Annotated in this window: 22 protein-coding genes; 12 read left to right on the forward strand and 10 right to left on the reverse strand. The window is 74.2% G+C overall.

The window, feature by feature from the left end:
- Positions 1-152 precede the first annotated feature (152 nt).
- The 4 genes from H1D33_RS26170 to H1D33_RS26185 all read right to left on the reverse strand — a co-directional run bounded on the left by H1D33_RS26170 (position 153) and on the right by H1D33_RS26185 (position 3912).
- Positions 153-1271, reverse strand: coding sequence for a hypothetical protein (locus H1D33_RS26170; RefSeq protein WP_246411852.1), 1119 nt, complete (start codon positions 1269-1271; stop codon positions 153-155).
- Positions 1272-1289: 18 nt separating this feature from the next.
- Entirely contained in the window at positions 1290-2831 is a 1542-nt protein-coding gene (locus H1D33_RS26175; protein WP_181570649.1) for an FAD-dependent oxidoreductase, read from the reverse strand.
- Between the two features lie 94 nt (positions 2832-2925).
- On the reverse strand, positions 2926-3402 hold the full coding sequence (locus H1D33_RS26180; RefSeq protein WP_181570648.1) for a hypothetical protein: 477 nt from the start codon (positions 3400-3402) through the stop codon (positions 2926-2928).
- 27 nt (positions 3403-3429) lie between these two features.
- A complete protein-coding gene (locus H1D33_RS26185; protein WP_307755257.1) occupies positions 3430-3912 on the reverse strand; it encodes an MSMEG_6728 family protein in 483 nt (160 codons plus the stop codon).
- Positions 3913-4000: 88 nt separating this feature from the next.
- Between H1D33_RS26185 and H1D33_RS26190 the strand changes: the two genes are divergently transcribed.
- Entirely contained in the window at positions 4001-5773 is a 1773-nt protein-coding gene (locus tag H1D33_RS26190; RefSeq protein WP_181570647.1) for a potassium channel family protein, read from the forward strand.
- A gap of 6 nt (positions 5774-5779) precedes the next feature.
- Here the strand turns inward: H1D33_RS26190 and H1D33_RS26195 are convergent, their stop codons facing one another.
- Both H1D33_RS26195 and H1D33_RS26200 read right to left on the reverse strand, forming a co-directional pair.
- Entirely contained in the window at positions 5780-6985 is a 1206-nt protein-coding gene (locus tag H1D33_RS26195) for an APC family permease (protein ID WP_181570646.1), read from the reverse strand.
- A 111-nt stretch (positions 6986-7096) separates the two neighbouring features.
- Positions 7097-7864 carry a phosphatase PAP2 family protein gene (locus tag H1D33_RS26200; RefSeq protein WP_181570645.1) on the reverse strand — a complete coding sequence of 256 codons (768 nt, stop codon included), beginning with the start codon at positions 7862-7864 and terminating at the stop codon, positions 7097-7099.
- Positions 7865-7965: 101 nt separating this feature from the next.
- Between H1D33_RS26200 and H1D33_RS26205 the strand changes: the two genes are divergently transcribed.
- Positions 7966-9174, forward strand: a complete 1209-nt coding sequence (locus tag H1D33_RS26205; protein WP_181570644.1) for a DUF4032 domain-containing protein — start codon at positions 7966-7968, stop codon at positions 9172-9174.
- A gap of 1 nt (position 9175) precedes the next feature.
- Here the strand turns inward: H1D33_RS26205 and nagA are convergent, their stop codons facing one another.
- The 3 genes from nagA to H1D33_RS26220 are packed head-to-tail and all read right to left on the reverse strand — an operon-like array spanning position 9176 to position 12199.
- Positions 9176-10285 (reverse strand): N-acetylglucosamine-6-phosphate deacetylase, encoded by a 1110-nt coding sequence (gene nagA / locus H1D33_RS26210; RefSeq protein WP_181570643.1) that lies wholly within the window; start codon positions 10283-10285, stop codon positions 9176-9178.
- The gene (locus H1D33_RS26215) at positions 10282-11214 is read right to left on the reverse strand and encodes an ROK family protein (RefSeq protein ID WP_181570642.1); all 933 of its coding nucleotides are present in this window, start codon (positions 11212-11214) and stop codon (positions 10282-10284) included. Before H1D33_RS26215 ends, nagA begins: the two co-directional genes overlap by 4 nt.
- Positions 11215-11269: 55 nt before the next feature.
- A complete protein-coding gene (locus tag H1D33_RS26220; RefSeq protein WP_181570641.1) occupies positions 11270-12199 on the reverse strand; it encodes an SIS domain-containing protein in 930 nt (309 codons plus the stop codon).
- 199 nt (positions 12200-12398) lie between these two features.
- Between H1D33_RS26220 and H1D33_RS26225 the strand changes: the two genes are divergently transcribed.
- From H1D33_RS26225 to H1D33_RS26240, 4 genes are all read left to right on the forward strand, one after another.
- On the forward strand, positions 12399-13184 hold the full coding sequence (locus H1D33_RS26225) for a DeoR/GlpR family DNA-binding transcription regulator (protein WP_181570640.1): 786 nt from the start codon (positions 12399-12401) through the stop codon (positions 13182-13184).
- A 143-nt stretch (positions 13185-13327) separates the two neighbouring features.
- On the forward strand, positions 13328-14329 hold the full coding sequence (locus tag H1D33_RS26230) for an ATP-binding cassette domain-containing protein (RefSeq protein WP_307755258.1): 1002 nt from the start codon (positions 13328-13330) through the stop codon (positions 14327-14329).
- Positions 14326-15339, forward strand: a complete 1014-nt coding sequence (locus H1D33_RS26235; protein WP_181570639.1) for an ABC transporter permease subunit — start codon at positions 14326-14328, stop codon at positions 15337-15339. The genes H1D33_RS26230 and H1D33_RS26235 overlap by 4 nt, the downstream gene beginning before the upstream one ends.
- Positions 15340-15476: 137 nt before the next feature.
- Positions 15477-15938 carry a DUF3263 domain-containing protein gene (locus tag H1D33_RS26240; RefSeq protein WP_181570638.1) on the forward strand — a complete coding sequence of 154 codons (462 nt, stop codon included), beginning with the start codon at positions 15477-15479 and terminating at the stop codon, positions 15936-15938.
- A 6-nt stretch (positions 15939-15944) separates the two neighbouring features.
- Here the strand turns inward: H1D33_RS26240 and H1D33_RS26245 are convergent, their stop codons facing one another.
- Entirely contained in the window at positions 15945-16157 is a 213-nt protein-coding gene (locus tag H1D33_RS26245) for a hypothetical protein (RefSeq protein WP_181570637.1), read from the reverse strand.
- 143 nt (positions 16158-16300) lie between these two features.
- Here H1D33_RS26245 and H1D33_RS26250 point away from each other — a divergent pair, with 143 nt between their 5' ends.
- From H1D33_RS26250 to H1D33_RS26275, 6 genes are all read left to right on the forward strand, one after another.
- The gene (locus H1D33_RS26250; RefSeq protein WP_181570636.1) at positions 16301-17203 is read left to right on the forward strand and encodes a hypothetical protein; all 903 of its coding nucleotides are present in this window, start codon (positions 16301-16303) and stop codon (positions 17201-17203) included.
- Positions 17204-17355: 152 nt separating this feature from the next.
- Entirely contained in the window at positions 17356-17865 is a 510-nt protein-coding gene (locus H1D33_RS26255; protein ID WP_181570635.1) for a GNAT family N-acetyltransferase, read from the forward strand.
- A 258-nt stretch (positions 17866-18123) separates the two neighbouring features.
- Complete coding sequence (locus H1D33_RS26260) at positions 18124-18576, forward strand: hypothetical protein (protein WP_246411850.1); 453 nt, start codon at positions 18124-18126, stop codon at positions 18574-18576.
- A 2-nt stretch (positions 18577-18578) separates the two neighbouring features.
- Positions 18579-19709, forward strand: a complete 1131-nt coding sequence (locus H1D33_RS26265; protein ID WP_181570634.1) for an SRPBCC family protein — start codon at positions 18579-18581, stop codon at positions 19707-19709.
- Positions 19706-20101: a gas vesicle protein GvpJ gene (gene gvpJ, locus H1D33_RS30425; protein WP_181570633.1), complete on the forward strand. Its 396-nt coding sequence runs from the start codon at positions 19706-19708 to the stop codon at positions 20099-20101. Before H1D33_RS26265 ends, gvpJ begins: the two co-directional genes overlap by 4 nt.
- 1 nt (position 20102) lies before the next feature.
- Positions 20103-20858, forward strand: coding sequence for a GvpL/GvpF family gas vesicle protein (locus tag H1D33_RS26275; protein WP_181570632.1), 756 nt, complete (start codon positions 20103-20105; stop codon positions 20856-20858).
- The last annotated feature ends 2 nt before the right edge of the window (positions 20859-20860 follow it).

Below are 20860 nucleotides of genomic sequence, written 5' to 3' on the forward strand. Positions count from 1 at the left end.
CGGGGACCGGGCGGCGACGACGGGGACGCGCGAGGCGCGTCAGTCGGGCCTTCCGGACCATGGGCAGCCGTCGCTGAGCAGCCACGACGTCAGCGTGGTAGCGGATCGCAGCGACATGGACGGCTCCCGGAACGGTGGTTGACCTTGCGGGTTCACGGTAGATCGACGCCGGAAACGCGGGCAACGTATTTCGATCCGACGTCGGACGGTGGCCGCTGCCGTCCGGCCCGCCCGGCCCGGCGGGCGGCGGCGAGCGGGCGGTCGATCCGGGCGCTCATCTGCGCCACCAGCTCGCTCTCCAGCAGCGGCCGGTTCACCTCGGCGGCCACCGACAGCGTGGGCGTGGAGATGGACCGCCAGATGGCGGTGAGCCCGGCACCGAGGCCGACCAGCGCCACCGCGGCCCGGGTGGTGGGGGAGCCGGCCGCCGCCGCGGCGCTGACCCCGACCACCGCCAGGAGCACCACCAGCAGCGGCGCCAGCACCGGCCAGAAGATGCCCCGGGCCGCCTGCGCCACCAGCCTGCGGTCCCGGATGACGACGTTGCGGGCCACCACCGCCCAGTTCTCCTCGTCCAGCAGGTCGCGCGGGTGCAGGCCGCCGGTGAGCACGTCCTGCCACAGGTCGCCCTGGTTGCGCAGCTCGCGGGCCAGCTCGGCGAGCCCCGCCTCACCGGGGTCGCCGACGGTGGCCCGGCCGACCGCGCCGGCCCAGGCGGACAGCGAGCGGCGCACCACCGCCGCCGAGTACGGCGGCAGCACGCTGGCCAACTCGTCCAGCCACCGGCTGAGCTGGACCTGCCGCCCGCCGAACCGCTGCACCAGCTCGGCGGCGTCACTCCGGCGGACCGTGTCGGCCAGCGAGCGACCCAGCCGGTACGCCACCCCGACCCGGTGGTTGGTCGCCATGGTCCAGCGCAGCACGTCGACGTTCAGCCCGTCGAGGGCGAGCAGCAGCGGCTCCCGGTCCGCCCCGGCGGCCCGCCGGGCGGCGTCGGTCGACGGCAGCACCCGACCGGACGGGGTCAGCGGGGCGATCTGGGCGAGCGCCACGTCGACCCCGTCGAGGTACATGCCGAGCCGCTGCCGCCCCGGCATCTCGGTCAGGTTGGACAGCTTCGCCGGGGCGGTCGCCGGCCGGTGGGGGTCCGCGACCAGGTCGGCGGTCTGCGCGTGGTGGTAGGCGTCCGCCATGGACCAGCCGAGGCGCAGCGCGGTGACCACGGCGGTCCGCTCGTCCTGCCGGTCCTCCGTCCGCGCCGCGGTGCCCACCACCCGACCTTATGCGTTTTATGACCGCTTATCGGCGGTTCGTGCCAGCAGCCCCCGGGGACGGATCGAGCGGACCGGCTCAGCCGCCGCCCCCTCCGCCCGCAGGATGTGGTTCGCCGCGATGATCCCGGTCGCCGCCGAACGCTCCATCAACGCGCTCGGGAACTCGGTCCGGATCCCGTCCCCGGCCAGGTACAGCCCCTCGGCGTCGGTGCGTACCCCGGGCCGTCCGGCGTGGCTACCCGGCGTGAACGCCGGCGCCTGCGCCTCGACCCGGGCGCGCAGCTCGCGGACCCGCAGGTCGGCCACCTCCGGCCAGAGCGCGGTCAGCTCCCGCAGCATCCGCGCGGCCAGCTCGTCGGCCGGCACGTCCGGCTCGCAGGCGTACGCGTGCAACTCCACCACCGAACCACCGGTGCGCTCCGCCCAGCGGCGCGGCTCCGCCTCCAGCCGGTGGTAGAGCGTCACCGAGTCCAGTGTGGGCTGACGGGACACGCCGCTGAACACCGCCCGGTCCGGGCGCACGTCCCCGTCCATCCAGTAGCGCGCCACCGCGTACGGCGGACCGGGCTCGCCGAACGCGGGCATCCGCGCTACCAGCTCGGGCGCCGCCGTGACCAGGCCGGGAGAGGCGGCGACCAGCGCGGCCAGCGCCGGCGGGTCGACCGCGAGCACCACGTGCCCGGCCGCCCAGGAGTCGCCGTCCGCACCGGTCACCCGCCAGCCCTCCGCGGTGCGGTCCAGCGTCGCGGCCCGGGCGCCGGTCAGCACCCGGCCGCCGTGCTTCTCCACGTGCCGGGTCAGCGGCTCCCAGATCGCCGTCGCGTAGTCCTGGTCCGGGCAGTCGAACGCCAACCCCTCCGGGTTGCCGAGCAGATAGAAGTGGAACTGCGCGATCATCTCGGCGGCCGACATCTCCGCCTCGTGGTTGAAGAACGAGTGCGAGAAGACCTCGAACAGCATCGCCCGGGCCCGGTCCGGCAGGCGCAGCGAGGTGAGCAGGTCGTCGGCGGTCCGCTCGTCGAACTCCGCGTAGGTGCGCTCCGGGTCGTAGGTGAGCAGCGGCAGCGCGGCGTCCCGGTCCATCGACCGCAGGTCGGCCAGGCGCAGGCTCGGGCTGCGCAGCAGCAGCGCCAGCAGGTTGGCCGGCGGGGCCGGCGGCAGCTTGCCGAACTCCTCGGTCGGCCACTGCGCGGACAGGATCGGATAGCCCGGGATCGGCTTGAGGAAACCCAGCGTCGGGTCGACCCGGCGCAGGATCGACCGCCAGTTCCAGTACTGCCGGAAGAACGCGTGGAAGCCGTGCTCGTTCTGCTGCGGACCGTCGGGCAGCGCCTCCGGCCAGGCGCCGAGCCGGCCGCCGAGATGCGGCGCGGCCTCCAGCACGGTCACCGCCACCCCGCGCTCCGCCAGCACCACCGCCGCCGACATGCCGGCGATGCCGCCACCCACCACCAGCGCCGAGGCCGGCCGGGGAACGCGGGGCGCGCCACCACCGCCCGGGTCCACCACGTGTTCGCGTACGCCGATGAGCCGACCAACCGCTTGCGACAGCCCCACTTCCCCCACCCTCCACTCAACAGTGCCCCCCATCCTGCCCGAGGTGAAAGGCGGGGGCCCTTCTTAACGCATTCGGTAGAGGCGGGGCCCCCGCTTAACCATTGCCGCACAACGAGAAGACGCGCGACGCCGGGTCCACGACCACGGGGAGGAGCGCTCCGGGCACGAGAGCCGGGTCATCGGGGCGAACCGCCTCGACCTCGAAGGTGGCGAACCCGACCCCACTGATCCGCAGGCGGAGTCGCAGCCCGGGGTCCTCGCCCAGGTGATTAGCCACCGCGAGCACCTCCGCCGTGGCGGCGACGCCGGTGGCGGCGAGCCGCCGCATGTCGCGGCGCGAGCGGGTGACGAGTCGCAGGCCCCAGACTCCGAAGCCGACGCCGACGATCGTCGTCAGTAGACCCCCGGCGAGCAGGCCCCAGAAGTCTGTGGCGGACAGGCTCCGGCTCTGCGACACGGCAGCGACCAGGAGGACCGGTCCGGGCAGGCAGATCGCCAGGAACATCACTCGGCAGAGCAGGGCGCCGATCGGACCGATGCGCGTCTCCGCCTCCCGCGGTGCGACCGTCATCCCGACACCCTAGGCGGGGACGGCCTCTCACGGCAGGCAGTGGCGGGGGCGGTCGGAAGGGGGCCAGATGTAGTCCAGGTCGAGTGGGGTGTCGGCGGGGAACAGGGGGCGGTAGTGGGTGGGGTCCTTGCGCAGCAGCGAGGACCGGTGACTGCGGTGCAGGTCGTCGCGGCCCAGCCAGGGCGGAAGATCCCCGGTGGCGGCCAGCTCGTCCTGGGCGCGAACGGTGGTGATGCCGCACGCGGCGGCGAGGTCGGTGGCGAGCGTGGCGGCGCAGGTGTCCGCCCGGCCGGGCTCGCACCACACCGCGCACATGTCCAGCCCGTAGCGGGTCAGCGCCTCCTCGTACCCGGCCCACATCTTCACCGCGGGATGGTTGCGCCAGCCGTAGTCGGGTCGGGTCAGCCCGCGCAGCACCTGGATGGCCTCGACGCGCTGCTTGCCCAGCCGCTTCTGGTCCAGCGTCCGGGCGCTGGCCAGGAAGTCCGGATACGGCAGGAACGTCTGCATGCCGGTGCTCTACCCGTACCCGGCGGCGGCATGCGTTCAAGATCGAAGGGGGCTGCGCTCGCTGCGAGCGGCTGACTACGATCCGGGCATGGCCGAGCCTCTGCGCGATCGAGCGCGCCGCGCGACCGGGTGGCGGTTCCGGCCGAACGGGGACGAACGCCCCCACTACGTGGTCTGCGGCTCCGACCCGCTGGCCTACTGGGTGGTCCGGGCGCTGCTCGCCACCGACCCGGCCGCCGGGCAGGTCCGGGTGACGCTCGTGGTGCCGGAGCGCCGCCGCTCCGACGGCCCCGACGGGCGGGGCGTGCCCGGCGTACGCGTGGTGACGGCGGACCGGCTCGACGAGGCCGCGTTTCGCCGGGCCGGCCTGGCCGACGCGGCCGGGCTGGCCCTGCTGCACCAGGACGACGTGGGCAACATGCACGCGGCGCTCTGCGCGCAGGAGGTCGAGCCCCGGCTGCGCCTGGTGGTGCGGATGTTCAACACCAACCTGGCCGACGGGCTGCGCCAGCTCTTCCCCGACTCGGCGGTCATCTCGGACGCCTCGATGGCCGCCCCGGCCTTCGTCGCCGCCGCGCTGGGCGAGGTGGCGCCCACCCACTTCCGGCACGCCGGCCGCACGCTCTACGTGGCCCGCCGCGCCGACGTACGCCCGCGGGACGTGGTCTGCGGCCTGGCCGTGACCACCGACCCGGAGCTGGTCCGGGTGCTGCCCGCCGACGAGGCCGCGGCCGACGTGGTGCTGGCCGAGGCGACCGGCCAGCCGCCCGGCACCGAACTGGCCGCGCGCCGGCTGGTCCGGGCCCGGCGGCGCCGGCAGCCGGTGGAGGTGCTGGTGCGGGCGGTCCGCAGCTTCGCCACCCGCAAGATCGGCATCGCGGTGCTGGTGCTGCTCGGGGTGATCGCGGTGCTGGGCTGGCTGAACGCCCGCGCCGCCGCCGTCACCTGGAGCGAGGCCATCTACCTGACCCTGGTCACCACGCTCAGCGGCCAGGACCCGGACGTCAACAAACCGGTCGCCGCCCAGGTCATGCAGGTGGTGCTCAACCTGGCCGGGCTCGCGTTGATTCCGCTGATCACGGCCGCCGTGGTCGACGGCATCGTGAACGCCCGGCTGGCCCTGCACGCCGGCCGGATCCAACCCGACCGCTCCGGGCACGTGGTGGTGGTCGGGCTGGGCAACATCGGCACCCGGGTGATGGCGCAGTTGCACGACTTCGGCGTCGAGGTGGTGGTCATCGACAAGAACCCCGACGCGCGGGGCGCCGCGCTGGCGCACCGGCTGGGCGTGCCGGTCATCGTCGGGGACGCCGGCCTGGAGGAGACGTTGCGGTCCGCCTCGGTCGACACCAGCCAGGCGCTGGTGGTGGTCTCCACCGACGACGGGGCGAACCTGCGCGCCGCGCTGATCGCCCGCTCGCTCGACGCCGACCTGCGGGTGGTGCTGCGGCTGTTCGACGGCGACTTCGCCGAACGGATCCAGCAGGCGTTCGGCATCGGCATCTCGCGCAGCGTGTCCTACCTGGCCGCGCCGTCGTTCGCGGCGGCCCTGCTGGACCGCGCGGTGATCGCCACCATCCCGGTGGACCGGCACGCGTTGCTGGTCACCGAGGTGCCCGTGGTGGCCGGCTCCCCGTTGGACGGCCGGCCGCTCGGCGCGGTGGCCCGGCCCGGCGAGGTGCGCCTCCTCGCGCACACCCGTAGCGGGCAGAAGGCCGACTGGTCGGTCGACCCGCGCGTGGTGCTCACCGCCGGGGACCGGCTGACCGTGGTGGCCCGCCGGGCCGGGCTGACCGCGCTGCTGCGGGAGACCACGCCCGCGCCGGTCGCGCCGCCGACCCCGCGTGAACCGGCGGAGTGACCCCGCTCAGCGGTGGCGCACCGCGTACCAGAGGGCGCCGAGGGCGAGCACGCCGAACCCGGCGAGCACGCTGGTCACCGGCAGGCTGACCGCGAGCACCAGGCAGCCGACCAGCCCCAGCGCGGCGAGCAGCGACGGGCCGAGCGTCAGCGCCGCCGCGTTGGTGATCGCGTAGTAGACCAGCACGGTGCAACTGGAGAAACCGATCGCGCCCCGGACGTCGCCGAGTGCCACCACCACGGCCACCACGGCGGCCACCGCCAGTTCGGCGCGGTGCGGCACCCGGTGGCGGGGGTGCACGGCGGCCAGCGCGTCGGGCAGGTCGTGGCGGCGGGCCATCGCCAGCGTGGTGCGGCCGACGCCGGCGAGCAGGGAGAGCAGCACCCCGGTCACCGCGACGGCGGCCCCGGCCCGGACCAGCCAGGCCAGCCCGGGGTGGCCGGCGGCGGTCACCACGTCGACGAGCGGCGCGGTCGAGGCGGCGAGCCGGTCGGGGCCGAGCACGCCGAGCGTCACCACGGCCAGCGTCAGGTAGACCGCCAGCACCGCGCCGAGCGCCAGCGGCACCGCGCGGGGGATGGTGCGTTCCGGGTCGCGGACCTCCTCGCCGAGCGTGGCGATCCGCGCGTACCCGGCGAAGGCGAAGAAGAGCAGGCCGGCGGCGGTGAGCACGCCGTGCGTCGGGACGTCGGCGGAGACGGTGAGCCGATCGGGGACCACCTGCGGTGCGCCGGTCACCGCCACCACCGCGAGCACCGTGAGCACCACCGCGACCAGCGCCCGGGTGACGGCCGCGGTCTTGCCGATCCCGCGCAGGTTCACCGCGGTCACCGCCACCACCGCGAGGACCGCGACGAGCCGCGCCCGACCCGGCCACAGGTAGGCGCCGATGGTCAGCGCCATCGCCGCGCAGCTCGCGGTCTTGCCGACCACGAATCCCCAGCCGGCGACGAAGCCGGCGAACGGGTGCAGCCGTTCCCGGCCGTAGACGTAGGTGCCGCCGGACTCCGGGTGGCGGGCGGCGAGCCGGGCCGAGCTGGTGGCGTTGCAGAACGCGACGAAGCCGGCCAGCGCGAGCGCGACGAGCAGCCCGGCGCCGCCGGCCGCGGACGCGGCCGGGGCGAAGACCACGAAGACGCCCGCGCCGAGCATCGCGCCCAGACCGATGACCACCGCATCGGGTACGCCGAGTCGCCGCGCGAGCCGTTCCACCACCGCAGCCTAGGGTGCCGGGGTGAACGGCCGGTGCCGCCTGCGGGATCGCCCCGACGGCACCGGGCGGAGGTCGACGGGCCACCGCCGTGGCCCGTGGTCGGCGGACGCTCAGTCGAGCCCGTCGGCCGGCCTGGCCCAGGCTCCGAGTCGCGCCGGCAGCGGCAGGGCGTTCCAGGGCACCCGGTGCAGCAGCCGGTCCAGCAGCAGCCCGAGCAGCAGCCCGGCCACCGAGTCGGTGAGCCAGTGCCAGCCCAGGTAGACGGTGGTGCAGAAGACCACCGTCGGCGGCACCACCCGGACCACGGTGACCAGCCGGGGCGGCGCGACGCGGCCGACCGTGCGCAGCAGCGGCGCCAGCAGCAGGGCGAGCACGCCGTACCAGACGATCGCGTTGGCCACGTGCCCGGACGGGTACGACTGGGCGAAGCGCACCGGCAGCTCGTGCTGGAACAGCGGCAGGGTCTGCTCGGGCGTCAGGAACGGCTCCTTGACGCTGGCGCTCGGCGCCGGGCGGGCGGTCCACACCTTCAGCGGGCCGATGGTGAAGAACGTCAGCACGAACGCGGTCACCGGCGGCAGTACCGCCCGCACCGAGCGCAGCCGCAGCGCCAGCAGCACGCCCAGCCCGGCGGCCAGCAACGTCAGCGGGGTGCCCTGCCCGAGCAGGTTGAGTGCCATGGCGACCCAGCGCGCGGCGGTCGGCCGGTGCGCGGCCGACCAGTCGGCGACCGCCCGGTCCAGCCCGAAGAGGTGACCGGAGGCGAGCGTCACGGTCAGCGCCACCAACGCGGCGAGCAGCAGCCCGTCGCACCACCACCCGGCCGGTCGGACCGGCCGCAGCCGCAGGTCGCGGCGTACCGCTGAGGTCTGGCGCACGCGACCACGCTACCGGCCGGCCGGGGGCGAGGAGATCGGAGGCTGTGTGCCGAACCACGAAGGGAAGCGCTGCCCGGGGGTCAGCGGTCACACTGGTTGCCGTGCGGATCACCTCGGCCCTCGTCGACCCGGCGCTGCTCGACCTCCCCTGGTCGACCCCGCTGGAGCAGTGGCCTGCCGAGCACCTGGTGGCGCTGCCCCAGGGCATCTCCCGGCACGTCGTGCGGTTCGTCCGGCTCGGCGGCTACGTCTACGCGGTGAAGGAGACCGGCGAGCGGGTGGCCGAACGGGAGTACGACCTGCTGCGCGCGCTGGAGCGGATCGACTTCCCGTCGGTCGAGGCGATCGCGATCGTGGCCGACCGGCAGACCGACGACGGCGAGCCGCTCGACCCGGTGCTGATCACCCGGCACCTCCAGTTCTCCCTGCCCTATCGGGCGCTGTTCTCCAACATGCTGCGTCCGGAGACGATGAACCGGCTGCTGGACGCGCTGGCCGCGCTGATCGTGCGGATGCACCTGACCGGCTTCTTCTGGGGCGACTGCTCGCTGTCGAACACGCTGTTCCGGCGGGACGCGGGCGCGTTCGCCGCCTACCTGGTCGACGCCGAGACCGGCGCGCTGCACCCGTCGCTCTCCAACGGCCAGCGCGGGGAGGACCTGGAGATCGCCCGGGTCAACATCTTCGGCGAGGCGCTCGACCTGCAGGCCGCCGGCCTGCTGCACGAGTCGATCGACCCGGAGGTGGTCTGCGAGGAGGTGGTGCGGCGCTACGAGCGGCTCTGGCACGAGATCACCTACGAGCAGCAGGTCGAGCGCGCCGCCCGGCACGACATCGAGGGCCGCATCCGCCGCCTCAACGAGCTGGGCTTCGACGTGGCCGAGGTGGCCATGTCGACCGTCGACAACGGGCGGTACCTGGTGCGGCCGAAGGTGGTCGACGCCGGCTACCACACCCGGCGGCTGCTGCGGCTCACCGGCCTGGACGCCGAGGAGAACCAGGCCCGCAAGCTCCTCAACGACCTGGACGCCTACCGGGTGGAGAGCGACCTGACCGACGAGCAGCAGGCGGCGCACCGCTGGCTCACCGAGGTCTTCGAGCCGGTGGTCCGGGCGGTGCCGGCGCACCTACGGCGCAAGCTGGAGCCGCAGGAGCTGTTCGCCCAGATCATCGAGCACAAGTGGCTGCTCTCCGAGCAGGCCGGCCGGGACGTCGGGATGCGCCGGGCCGTGCACTCCTACCTGGCGGACGTGCTGGTGCACCGCCCGGACGAGCAGGCCGTGCTGGGCGTCGAGGTGCCCACCGCCTGACTCACTCCACCCAGTCGCCGGCGCGCATCACCCGGACCACGTTCAGATCGTCGTCCAGCACCACCAGGTCGGCGCGCAGGCCGGCCCGGAGCGCGCCCACCCGGTCGCCCAGCCCGAGCGCGCGGGCCGGGGTGGTGGCGGCCATCCGGACGGCGTCGGGCAGCGCGACGCCGGCGCCGACCGCGTGCCGCAGCGCGGCGTCCATGGTGAGCGTGCTGCCGGCGATCGCGCCGCCGCGGCTGAGCCGGGCCACGCCGTCGGCCACGGTGACCGCCTGGCCGCCCAGCTCGTAGTCGCCGTCGGGCATGCCGGCGGCGGCCATCGCGTCGGTGATCAGCGCGGCCCGCTCCGGACCGGCCACCGAGGCGGCGAAGCCGAGCATGCCGTCGTGCAGGTGCACTCCGTCGGCGACCAGCTCGCAGACCACGCTCGGGGCCTCCAGCAGCGCCACCACCGGGCCGGGCTCGCGGTGGTGCAGCGGTCGCATCCCGTTGAACAGGTGGGTGCCGACGCTCGCCCCGGCGGCCACCGCCGCGCGGGTCTGCGCCCAGGTGGCGTCCGTGTGACCGATCGCCGCGACCACGCCGTTCGCCACCAGCAGCTCGATCGCCTCGGTCGCGCCCGCGCGCTCGGGTGCCACCGTGACCATCCGTACCGCGCCTGCGCCCGCCTCGATCAGCTCGGTCAGCTCCTCGACGGACGGGTCGCGCAGGAACTCCGGGTTCTGCGCGCCGCAGCGGTCCGCGGACAGGTAGGGGCCCTCGAAGTGGATGCCGGCGAGCACGCCGCTCTCGACCAGCGGGCGGAACGCGGCGGTGGCGTCGCGCATCAGCGCGAACGGGGAGCTGACCAGGCTGGCCAGCAGCGTGGTGGTGCCGTGGCCGAGGTGGAACTCGGCGGCCTGCCGGGCGGACTCCGGGTCGCCGGTGGTGAACGTGTGCCCGCCGCCGCCGTGGGTGTGCATGTCCACGAAGCCCGGCACGATCCAGTGCCCGTCACGCACCGACGGGTACTCGGCGACCGCGGTGATCCGGCCGTCCGCGATCTCCACGCAGCCCTGCCGGACGACGCCGGTCGGGGTCACCACCTTGCCGGTCACGCGCCGGGTCATCGACTCTCCTTCGCCAGTGTGTCCAGGGCCAGCAGGGCGGCGCCGAGGCAGCCGGCCTCGTCGCCGAGCGCGGCCGCGACCAGGCGCGGCTCGCGGTGGAAGGTCAGCCGCGCGCGCAGCGCGTCGCGCAGCGGGTCGAACAGCCGGGGGCCGGCCTGGGCCAGGCCGCCGCCGAGCACCACGGTCGCCACGTCGAACAGCGCCTGCCCGGTGGCGAGACCGTCGGCGAGCGCCTCGACCGCCTCCCGCCAGACGTCGCCGGCGAGCCGCTCACCGGCCGCCGCCCGGTCGGCCACCTCCGCCGCGGTCGCCGGCGCGCCGGCCAGCTCCGTGTAGCGGCGGCCGATCGCCGAGGCCGAGGCCACCGCCTCCAGGCAGCCGTCCCGGCCGCAGCCGCAGCGCGGGCCGCCGGGGCGTACCAGGATGTGGCCGATCTCCCCGGCGGCGCCGTGCGCGCCGGTGGCGGCCGACCCGTCGACCACGTGCGCGGCGGCGATGCCGGTGCCGATCGCGACGAAGAGCACGTGGCCGGCGTCGCGCCCGGCGCCGAGCCGGGCCTCGGCCAGGCCGCCCACCCGCACGTCGTGGCCGAGCGCCGCGGGCAGGCCCAGGCGGGTGGCCGCAAGCTCCCGCAGCGGTACGTCCCGGAAGCCCACGTTCGCCGACCAGACCGCCACCCCGCGCGCCTCGTCGACCACCCCGGGCACGGCGATGCCGCAGGCCACCGGCGTGTGCCCGGTGGCGCGAGCCGTGGCGGCCAGCCCGTCGGCCACGGCCAGGATCGTGCCGACCACGGCGTCCGGCCCGCGCTCCGCGTCGGTGGCGTGCCGTTCGGTGTGCACGGTCGTGCCGTCCGGTCGGACCAGGGCGCACTTCATCCCGGTGCCGCCCACGTCCAACGCGACGACGACCTCGTCGCGGTCCGTCACGCCGTCTGCCAGTTGGGCATGCGCTCGTGGCCCTCGCTGCGCTCGGTGCGCTCGCTCATGCCAGGACCACGGACCGGGTCAGGTGCCGGGGGGCGTCGGGGTCGAGGCCGCGGCTGGTGGCCAGCGCGACGGCGAACCGCTGGGCCAGGATCAGGTCGGCCATCGGGTCGACCGGGGTACGGCCGGCCGCCCAGCTCGTCAGCACCGTGCGGCAGCCGTGCGTGCGGCTGTGCGCGAATGCCGCGCCGGTGGCCGCCACGTCCTCCGCGAGCCCGTCCGGGATGTCGCCGAACGCCCAGACCAGCCGGCCCGGGGCGGCGACCGAGATGGGGCCGTGCCGGTAGTCCATGGCCGGGTACGCCTCGGCCCAGAACGTGGCCGCCTCGCGGCACTTCAGTGCCGCCTCCTGGGCCAGCCCGACGGTCCAGCCGCGACCGAGGAACGTCACCTGCTCGATGCCGGCGGGGTCGATCGGCAGCGGCGCCCGGACGGCCACCTCGGCGTCGGCGGCCAGCCGGCCGAGGTCCTCGCCGAGGTGGGCGCGGAGCAGCGCGAGCGCGGTGGTGGCGAAGCGGGTCTGCACGACCGAGCGCTCGTCGGCGAAGGGCAGCGCGACGGCGGCGTCGGCCAGCGCGACGGCGGGCGAGCCCGGGTCGCCCACCAGCACCGTGGTGGGGGTCCGGCCGCGCAGCGCGGCGAGCAGGTCGAGCACCTCGGTGGTGGTGCCGGATCGGGTGATCGCGATGAGCCGGTCGTAGCGGCGGCCGGTGGGGAACTCGCTGGCCTGGAACGCGTCGGTCTCGCCCTGGCCGGCGCCCTCGCGCAGCCCGGCGTACGCCGCTGCCATGAACCACGACGTTCCGCAACCGACCACGGCGACCCGCTCGCCGGGGCTCGGCAGGTGCGCGGCGACGGTCGGCGCCAGTCGGGCCGCCTCACGCCAGCAGTCGGGCTGGCTCGCGATCTCCGCGTGCACGTACGCCATGACAACTCCTCGCCAGGGAAGACCTTGCGCAATACGGCGCGATAAGGCCATCTTTCGCGCGTCATTCTGCGCGAACCGGGGTGGGCGTGGCAACCGTCTCCCGGTTCGCGCAGCACAGGGTTTTGCGCAGACGTAGTTTCGCGCACTACTGTGCACGCAATCAATCACCGTACGTGCACAGTCAGGGGAGGCCCCCGCGGTGGACCGCTACGCGCGTTGGAACGCGCTGCTCGAGATGCTGACCGACAGCGGCCGGGTCAGCGTCGAGGAGGCGGCCGAGCGGCTCGAGGTCTCCCAGGCCACCATCCGGCGGGACTTCGACCAGCTCGCCCAGCAGCAGATGATCACGCGGACCCGGGGCGGCGCGGTCGCCAACGGCGTCTCGTACGACCTGCCGCTGCGCTACAAGACCGCCAAGCACTCGGCGGAGAAGCAGCGGATCGGCGCGGCCGCCGCCGCGCTGGTCTCCCCGGGCACCGTGGTCGGGCTGAACGGCGGCACCACCAGCACCGAGGTGGCCCGGGCCCTGGCGGTCCGCCCCGACCTGAACACCAGCGCCGAGGGCGCCCAGCTCACCGTGGTCACCAACGCGCTGAACATCGCCAACGAGCTGCTGGTGCGCTCGCGGATGAAGGTGGTGGTGGCCGGCGGCGTGGTCCGGCCGAAGTCGTTCGAGCTGGTCGGCCCGCTCGGCGGGGCGCTGCTGCGCGAGGTGACGCTCGACGTCGCACTGCTCGGCGTGGACGCGATCGACCCGCAGCTCGGCGCCGCCGCGCACCACGAGGGTGAGGCGGCCATGAACAGCCTGATGGTGGCGCGCGCCAAGCGGGTCGTGGTGATCGCCGACTCGTCGAAGCTGGGCGGGCACGCGTTCGCCCGGATCTGCCCGGTGGACCGGGTGGAGACGCTGGTGACGGACTCGGGCGCCCCCGCCGCGCTGGTGCAGGCGTTCCGGGACGCCGGCGTGCACGTCGTCTGCGCCTGAGGGGTAAGGAGGGGCCCCCGCTTAACGCCTCCGGTATAGGCGGGGCCCCCTTTTAACACGCCGACACTGCATACCCGGTATTGCCTTCCCGTGCATACCGCGTATGGTGTCGCTGTCACCTAACTCATCGGGGGAGGTCAGCTGTGTCGGCTGTCCTGGAGATCGAAGGTCTCCGCAAGACGTACCGGAGCCGGAAACGCGGGGTCCGCCACGCGCTCGACGGCTTCGACATGCGGGTCGAGGCCGGCCAGGTGCACGGCTTCCTCGGTCCCAACGGTTCCGGCAAGACCACCACGCTGCGTACGCTGCTCGGGCTGATCCGGCCCAACGGCGGCCGGATGGCCATCCTCGGCCAGGAGCTGCCGCAGGCGTTGCCGGCGGTCGCCGGGCAGGTCGGCGCCATCGTGGAGAGCCCGCAGTTCTTCCCGCACTTCTCCGCGCGGGACACCCTGGGCCTGCTCGCCCGCGCCGGCGAGCTGCCGCAGCGGCGGGTCGACGAGGTGTTGGAGCAGGTCGGGCTGCGGGATCGGGCCGGGGAGCGGGTGAAGACCTACTCGCTCGGCATGAAGCAGCGGCTCGCCGTGGCGTCCGCGCTGCTCAAGAACCCGAAGCTGCTGATCCTGGACGAGCCGGCCAACGGCCTCGACCCGGGCGGCATCCGGGAGATGCGCCGGCTCATGCGCGAGCTGGCCGAATCCGGGATGACGGTGGTGCTCTCCAGCCACATCCTGGGCGAGATCCAGCTCATCTGCGACTCGGTCACCATCATCTCGCTCGGCCGGCGGGTCGCGTTCGGGCCGGTCGAGCAGGTGCTCGCGGCGCACTCCCAGGGCAGCGTGCGGGTCCGCCTGGAGGCGGTCACCGACCTGGCGCCGGCGGCGGAGACGCTGACCCGTTCCGGGGTCCGGGTCGCCGCCACCGAACCCGACCACCTGATGCTGTCCGGCGTGGACAAGCCGGCCGTGGTCAGCCGGCTCCTCGCCGAACAGGGCCTCTACGTCAGCGAGCTCACCCCGGTCGCGGTCGACCTGGAGAGCGTGTTCCTCGAACTGACCGCCACCGCGCCGGTCCCCGGCCAGAACCGTCAGGTCGATCAGTCCGCCAAGGTCGACCAGACCGGCACCGCAGGAGGTTGGGGCGCATGAGCCTGTTCGTCACCGAGCTGCGCCGGCTCACCAAGCGCCGGCTCACCCGGCTGCTGCTCGTCCTGCTGGTGGTCGGGCTCGCCACCGTGGCCACCGCGTTCAGCTTCTCCAGCCACAAGCTCTCGCCGGAGGTGGTGGCCGCCGCGCAGGCCGAGTCCGACGCCCAGTACAAGCGGTCGGTCCAGGAGTGGCAGCGCACCGTGACCGAGTGTGAGGCCGCCCTGGCCAAGGGCGAGGCGACCGAGGAACGGTACGGCCCGAACTGCGGCAAGGACTACCAGCCGCAGCCGGAGATGTTCGACCCGAAGTGGAACCTGCCCTACCAGTTCGACTTCCGGGCCGAGTTTCCCATGTTCATCGCCGTGTTCGCCGGCGCGGTGGCGCTCTTCGCGTTCATCGTCGGCGCGTCCTTCGTGGGCGCCGAGTGGAACACCGGCGGCATGATGAACCTGCTGCTCTGGCGGCCGAAACGGCTGGCCGTGCTGGGCACCAAGCTGGCCGCGTTGCTGACCACCGTGCTCGGCCTGAGCGTCGTGCTGGGCGCGTTGTGGACGGCGGTGTTCTGGCTGATCGGCACGTCCCGCGGCACCACCGCGAAGGTGACCGCCGGGGTGTGGCGCTCGATCGGGCTGGACGGGCTGCGGGCGGTGGGGCTGGTCCTGCTCGTCGGCGCGGTCGCGTTCGCGCTCGCCTCGCTGGGCCGGCACACCGCGATGGCGCTGGGCGCGGCGGTGGCGCTGTTCGCGATCAGCGAGATCGGCATCCGGATCGCGGTCAGCGTGCTGTCGGTGCCGTTCGGCGAGCGCTACGTGCTCTCCACGTACGCCCAGTCGTGGTTCATGAAGCAGGCGGAGCTGTTCGACTACGACACCTGCCAGTTCGCCAAGGGCGCCTGCGAGCCGGCCAAGTACGTGGTCACCTGGGAGCAGTCCGCCGTGGTGTTCGGCGTCGGCGCGGTGGCGGCCCTGGTCGCCGCGTTCTGGACGATGCGCCGGCGGGACATCTCCTGACCTCGTCCGCGCCGCCGGCCGCACGCCGGCGGCGCGGACCAGGCGTCCGGTGCGGCCGGTGGCGGCCCTGGTTACGCTGGGGTCCCCCCGGCCGGCGCGGCTCCCGCGCCGGTCACCCGCCGTCGGAGAGGAGCGCCGTGTCCGCCGACGCCACCGACCGGGCCACCGCCGACGAGTCGGCCACGACCAGGGGTACGCGCCGGAGCGCCGGCGCGTCGGTGCCACCGCCCCGCCCCGCCCCGCCGGTCGAGTCCTCGCCTCCGGCCGAGGTCGCGTCGTTCGTCGAGCCGACCGCCGCCGACGCTCGGCTCGACGCCGACGAGACCGACGCCGACGAGACCCGACCCGACGCCGAGGCCGAACCGGCCGGTGGGCTCACCGAGCGGGAGCGGCGGATCCTCGACTTCGAGTCCCGGTGGTGGAAGCACGCCGGTGCGAAGGAGCAGGCCATCCGGGACACGTTCGGACTCTCCGCGACGCGCTACTACCAACTGCTCAACGGGCTGCTCGACCATCCGGCCGCGCTGGCCGCCGAGCCGCTGCTGATCGGCCGGCTGCGCCGGCTCCGGTCGTCGCGGGCCCGCAGCCGGCGGCGTTGACCGGCCTCACTTCTCGTACGTGCGCAGCCCGTTGCCGATGGCGAAGAAGGTCGGCGCCCACTCGCCGATGAAGATGCCCCAGCGGTCCGCCCGGTCCACGCCGGCGCGTTCCAGGCTCTTGGAGAGAAACCAACTGGTGAACGAGAGTCCGATGCTGACGAATCCGGCCAGGTAGGCGTGTTCCGCGCGGATTCCCGACTCGTGCAAGCGTTCCAACATGGCGATCCCCCTGCGACGATCCGACGAGGTCGAACCCGACGTTACCGACCGCGTTCGCGCGGCGACGTGGAGTTGGCCGGATGCGTGGCATGGCCGCACCCGGTCCGGGTAAGGCGGCGGTCGGTGACGGAGGGAGCGGATCGATGGGCGCACCGGACCGCCGGTACGCGACCGGCAGCGGGACGACGCGGCCGGTCGGCGCCGCGCCGATGATGCGGGTGCGTACCGCGTCCGATCCGGCGCCGGGGCGCGCGGAGAACGAGGATCTGGTCTTCCGGTTCGGCCCGCTCGTCGGCGTCCTCGACGGCGCGACCGTGCCGGAGGGCTTCGACACCGGCTGCGTACACGGTCCGGCCTGGTTCGTCCGGCACCTGGCCGCCCGGATCGGCCTGGCGGTCGCCGCGCGGCCGGCGGCCACGCTGATGAGCAGCCTGGCCGCGGCGATCCTGGCGGTACGCGCGGACCACGGCGGCGCCTGCGACCTGGACCACGCCGGCACCCCGTCGTCCACCGTCTGCCTGCTGCGCGAGGGCGGGGACCGGGTCGACTACCTGGTGCTCTGCGACAGTCCGCTGGTGCTCGACACCGACGTCGGGGTCGACGTGGTCACCGACGACCGGCTGGAGGCCGCGGTGGCCGACCTGCGTCGGACCGCGACCGCGCTGTCCGACGGGGAGGTCGACCCGTCGACCCGGTTCCGGCGCGCGGTGACCGGGCAGCGGGCCCGGATGAACCGCAGCCACGGCTACTGGGTGGCGGCCGGTGACCCGGACGCGGCGTACCACGCGGTGACCGGGTCGGTGCCGCTGCGCGGGCCGGGGGCGCTGCGCCGGGCGGTGCTGCTCAGCGACGGCGCGTCCTGCGCGGTCGAGCAGTTCGGCCTCTTCGACTGGGCCGGGTTGGTGGAGGTGGTGGGCGTGGAGGGCCCGGAGGGGCTGATCGACCGGGTACGGGCGGCCGAACGGGCCCACCCGGACCGGCTGCGCCGGCACAAGCGCACCGATGACGCGTCCGTCGCGCTGTGTGAGTTCGGGCCCTCGACGTGAGCACCCTCACCCCCGGAACGGGCCGGTCGGCTGACAACGCAGCGTGAGCCGGGAACACCCCGGGGGTACGACCGGACGCCCCGCTCGTCCGTACCGGCAATGAGTGCCCAAAGGGGTGGACGGGCGTGGCACCGGCCGGCAGACTCCGGCTCGTGACAGGTGCGGTGAGGCTGGAGCCGGTGGACGAGCGAAACCTGGAGCCGTTGCTCTCCGTAGCGGCGGCGGAGGCGGAGCCGGAGGACGTGATGCCTCCGGTGGACGCGCCGGCCGGGTGGTCGCTGGCCCGCCGCGAGGCCTTCCGCGAGTTCCACCGGGCGAGTTTCGGCGGCCTGGACGGCCCGACCGCGACGGCGATGTACGCGATCGTGTCCGGCGGCGAGGTGGTCGGCATGGTGCGCATGGCCCGCCGGGACGAGCCGGGAACGGTGGAGACCGGGATGTGGCTCGGCCGGTCCGCGCGTGGCCGCGGCCTGGGCGCCGCCGCGCTGCGGGAACTGTTGCACGTCGCCGCGGCGGCCGGGATGAACACCGTCGTGGCGGACACCACGCCGGACAACGCCGGTGCCATTTCGGTGCTCCGTAAATGTGGTGCCGAATTGCGCGAGCAGGGCGGTAAGACGTACGCCCGAATGTGTCTGGATTCGGCCCTGCCGACCCACTGAGGTCGTTGCTTGCCTTCCGGCAATCTTCTCGCGTTCCCCCTGCTCAATAGCGCCTTGATGCGAAGTTCGTCCCCCGTGGCAGCGCCTATCTGGTTCTCCGGGGGAAATGTTTTGCGATTGTTCTGACGGGTACTGCCGGCCGGGTCCGCTGATGCGGGACACCGGTCGCAGGCCCTTTTTCGCTGATCCCCGGCAGTTGTTCTCCGGGCCTGCTCCACCCATGAGGTGTCCTTTTCGCCGGGGAGCGAAGGAGAACTGATGAAGAGCGGAGCTCGGATCGCCCTGGCGGTCGGTTTCGGATATGTCCTGGGCCGCCGCCGGAAGCTGCGGACCGCACTCACCCTGGCGGCCGCCGTGGCCGCCGGACGGGCCAGCCAGAACCCCGGCGGCCTGAAGCAGATGGCCACCGGCCTGCTCGGGTCGACCCCACAACTGGGCAACCTGAGCAGGCTCGGCGCACCCCTGGTCACCGCCGGCCGGGCCGCGGCGACCGCCGCCGCCGGCAGCGGCATCGACGCGGTCAGCGGCCGCCTGCGCGACGGCGCGGACGCGTTGCGCCGTCGCACCGGCGCGCCGCCGGAGGGCGGGCCGCGGTCCGCCCCGGACGAGGAGCCGGAGCTGGACGACCAGCCGGACGCCGACTACGACGAGACCGACGACACCGACCGCGCCGACCGGCCGGCCCCGGTGCGTCGACGTCGGGGGCGGTGACCATGCCCACGAACAGCCTCACCGACCGCGCACGCGACGAGATCGGCGGCGAGCTGCGCAACCTCGCCACCGCGATCGGCGAACGCGCCGTGCAGGTGGTGACCGAGCGGGTCACCGGCGCCACCGGCCGGCTCAGCGAGTACGCGAAGCAGGGCGGCGGCCCCGGCCTGGTCGCCGCGGCCACCGGCGCGCAGAAGCTCGCCGACGGCCACTCCCCGCTGAAGGCCATGTTCCATGCCGGCCTGGCCGGCGGTAAGGAGAAGCTGATGTCGGCGTTCGGCGGCGGCAAGGGTGGCAAGGGCGGCAAGAAGCTCAAGGTCACCAACATCGTCGAGACCATCGAGGTCGGCGTGCCGGTCCGGGTGGCCTACAACCAGTGGACCACCTTCGGCGACTTCCCGAGCTTCATGAAGAAGGTCGAGCAGGCCGACAACGACGAAGACGAGAAGATGACCTGGAAGGCGCAGGTCCTCTGGTCGCACCGCACCTGGGAGTCGACGATCGTCCGGCAGATCCCGGACCGGCTCGTCCACTGGCGGTCCAAGGGCGACAAGGGCTCGGTCGACGGCACGGTCAGCTTCCACGAGGTCGGCCCGGAGCTGACCCGGATCCTGGTCGTGCTGGAGTACCACCCGCAGGGCCTCTTCGAGCACACCGGCAACCTCTGGCGGGCGCAGGGCCGCCGGGTCCGGCTGGAGCTGAAGCACTTCGTCCGGCACGTGATGACCGAGACCGTGCTCGACCCGGACTCGGTCGAGGGCTGGCGGGGTGAGATCCAGGACTCCCAGGTGGTCAAGGACCACGAGACCGCACTCCGCGAGGAGCGGGAGGGGAGTGGGCCGCGGGAGTCGGGCCGTGACGGGGAGCCGGCCGAGCAGCGCCGGCCGCCGCGTCGCCGTCGCCCCACCGAGGAGGAGCAGGAGTACGACGACTACGACGACGGCGAGGACTTCGAGGACGACGAGTACGACGAGGAGCCGGAGGAGGAGCAGCCGCCGCGTCGCCGGCAGCCCGAGCGGGCCCGCCGCCCGCAGCGCGACGAGCGGGCGCCCCGCGAGGAGCGGGCCCGCCGCGCACCGGAGGCGCCCCGCCGTCCGGTGGTCCGGCGTCGCCGTGAGGAGCGTGGCGAATGAGCGTGGCGACGGCCGGCCAGTCCGGCGGCGCGCTGGAACGCACCGGCGGCGGCGGTGACGCCCTCGCCGACGTGGTGGAGACCGTGCTGGACAAGGGCGTGGTGATCGACGCCCAGGTGTCGATCGCGGTGGTCGGCATCCAGCTCCTGGAGATCAACGCCCGGGTGGCGATCTCCAGCATCGAGACGTACCTGCGGTACGCCGAGGCGGTCGACCGGATGAACATCGTGCCCAAGGACCAGAAGACGCTGCCCGACCTGATCGACGGCGCGGCCGGCGCGGCCGCCAAGGGCAAGGCGGTGGCCGGGCTGGGCCGGGCGGCGCAGGAGATCAGCGGCGCGGTGGCGGACTCGCTGCGCGACCGCCCGCGCCGGCGGAACGGGGAGGACTGAGATGACGCAGGACACCGGGCTGTTCATCTACGGCATCGTGCCGTCGGACGTGGAGCCGACCCTCGACGCGGAGGGGGTCGGCTCCCCGCCCGGGGAGGTGAGCGCGGTCCGGCACGGCGAACTGGCCGCGCTGGTCAGCGAGGTGGAGCTGGCGGAGCCGCTGGGCCGGCCGGACGACCTGACCGCGTACGAGCGGCTGCTGGACGGCACGGCGGCGGTCGCGCCGGTCCTGCCGGTGCGGTTCGGCACGGTGGTGACCGGCGAGGACGCGGTCGCCGACCTGCTCGACGCGCACCACGACCGGTTCGCCGCCGCCCTCGACGAGTTCGAGGGCCGGGTGCAGTACACCGTGCACGGGCGCTTCGACGAGCAGGCGTTCATCGGCGAGTTGCTGGCCGCCGACCGGAACGCCGCCGCGCTCGCCGAACAGGTACGTGGCCGGCCGGAGGGGCAGAGCCGGGACCAGCGCATCCGGCTCGGCGAGATGATCAGCCAGGCGGTGGAGCTGCGCCGGGAGTCCGAGAACCGCGAGCTGATCGACGCGGTGGGCGGGTACGCGGTGACCGACGCGGCCCGCGCGCCGAGCCACGAGATGGACGCCGCACACGTCGCCTTCCTGGTCGCGGACGAGGACGAGGAGGAGTTCGTCCGGGCCGTGGAGGAGTTCGCCGAGCGGCGGCGGGAGCTGATCCGGATGCGCCTGATCGGGCCACTCGCCCCGTACGACTTCGCCGGCGCGCACCAACTGGTGGGCTGAGC

Origin of the sequence: Micromonospora ferruginea (assembly GCF_013694245.2) — a bacterium.
Taxonomy (GTDB): domain Bacteria; phylum Actinomycetota; class Actinomycetes; order Mycobacteriales; family Micromonosporaceae; genus Micromonospora; species Micromonospora robiginosa.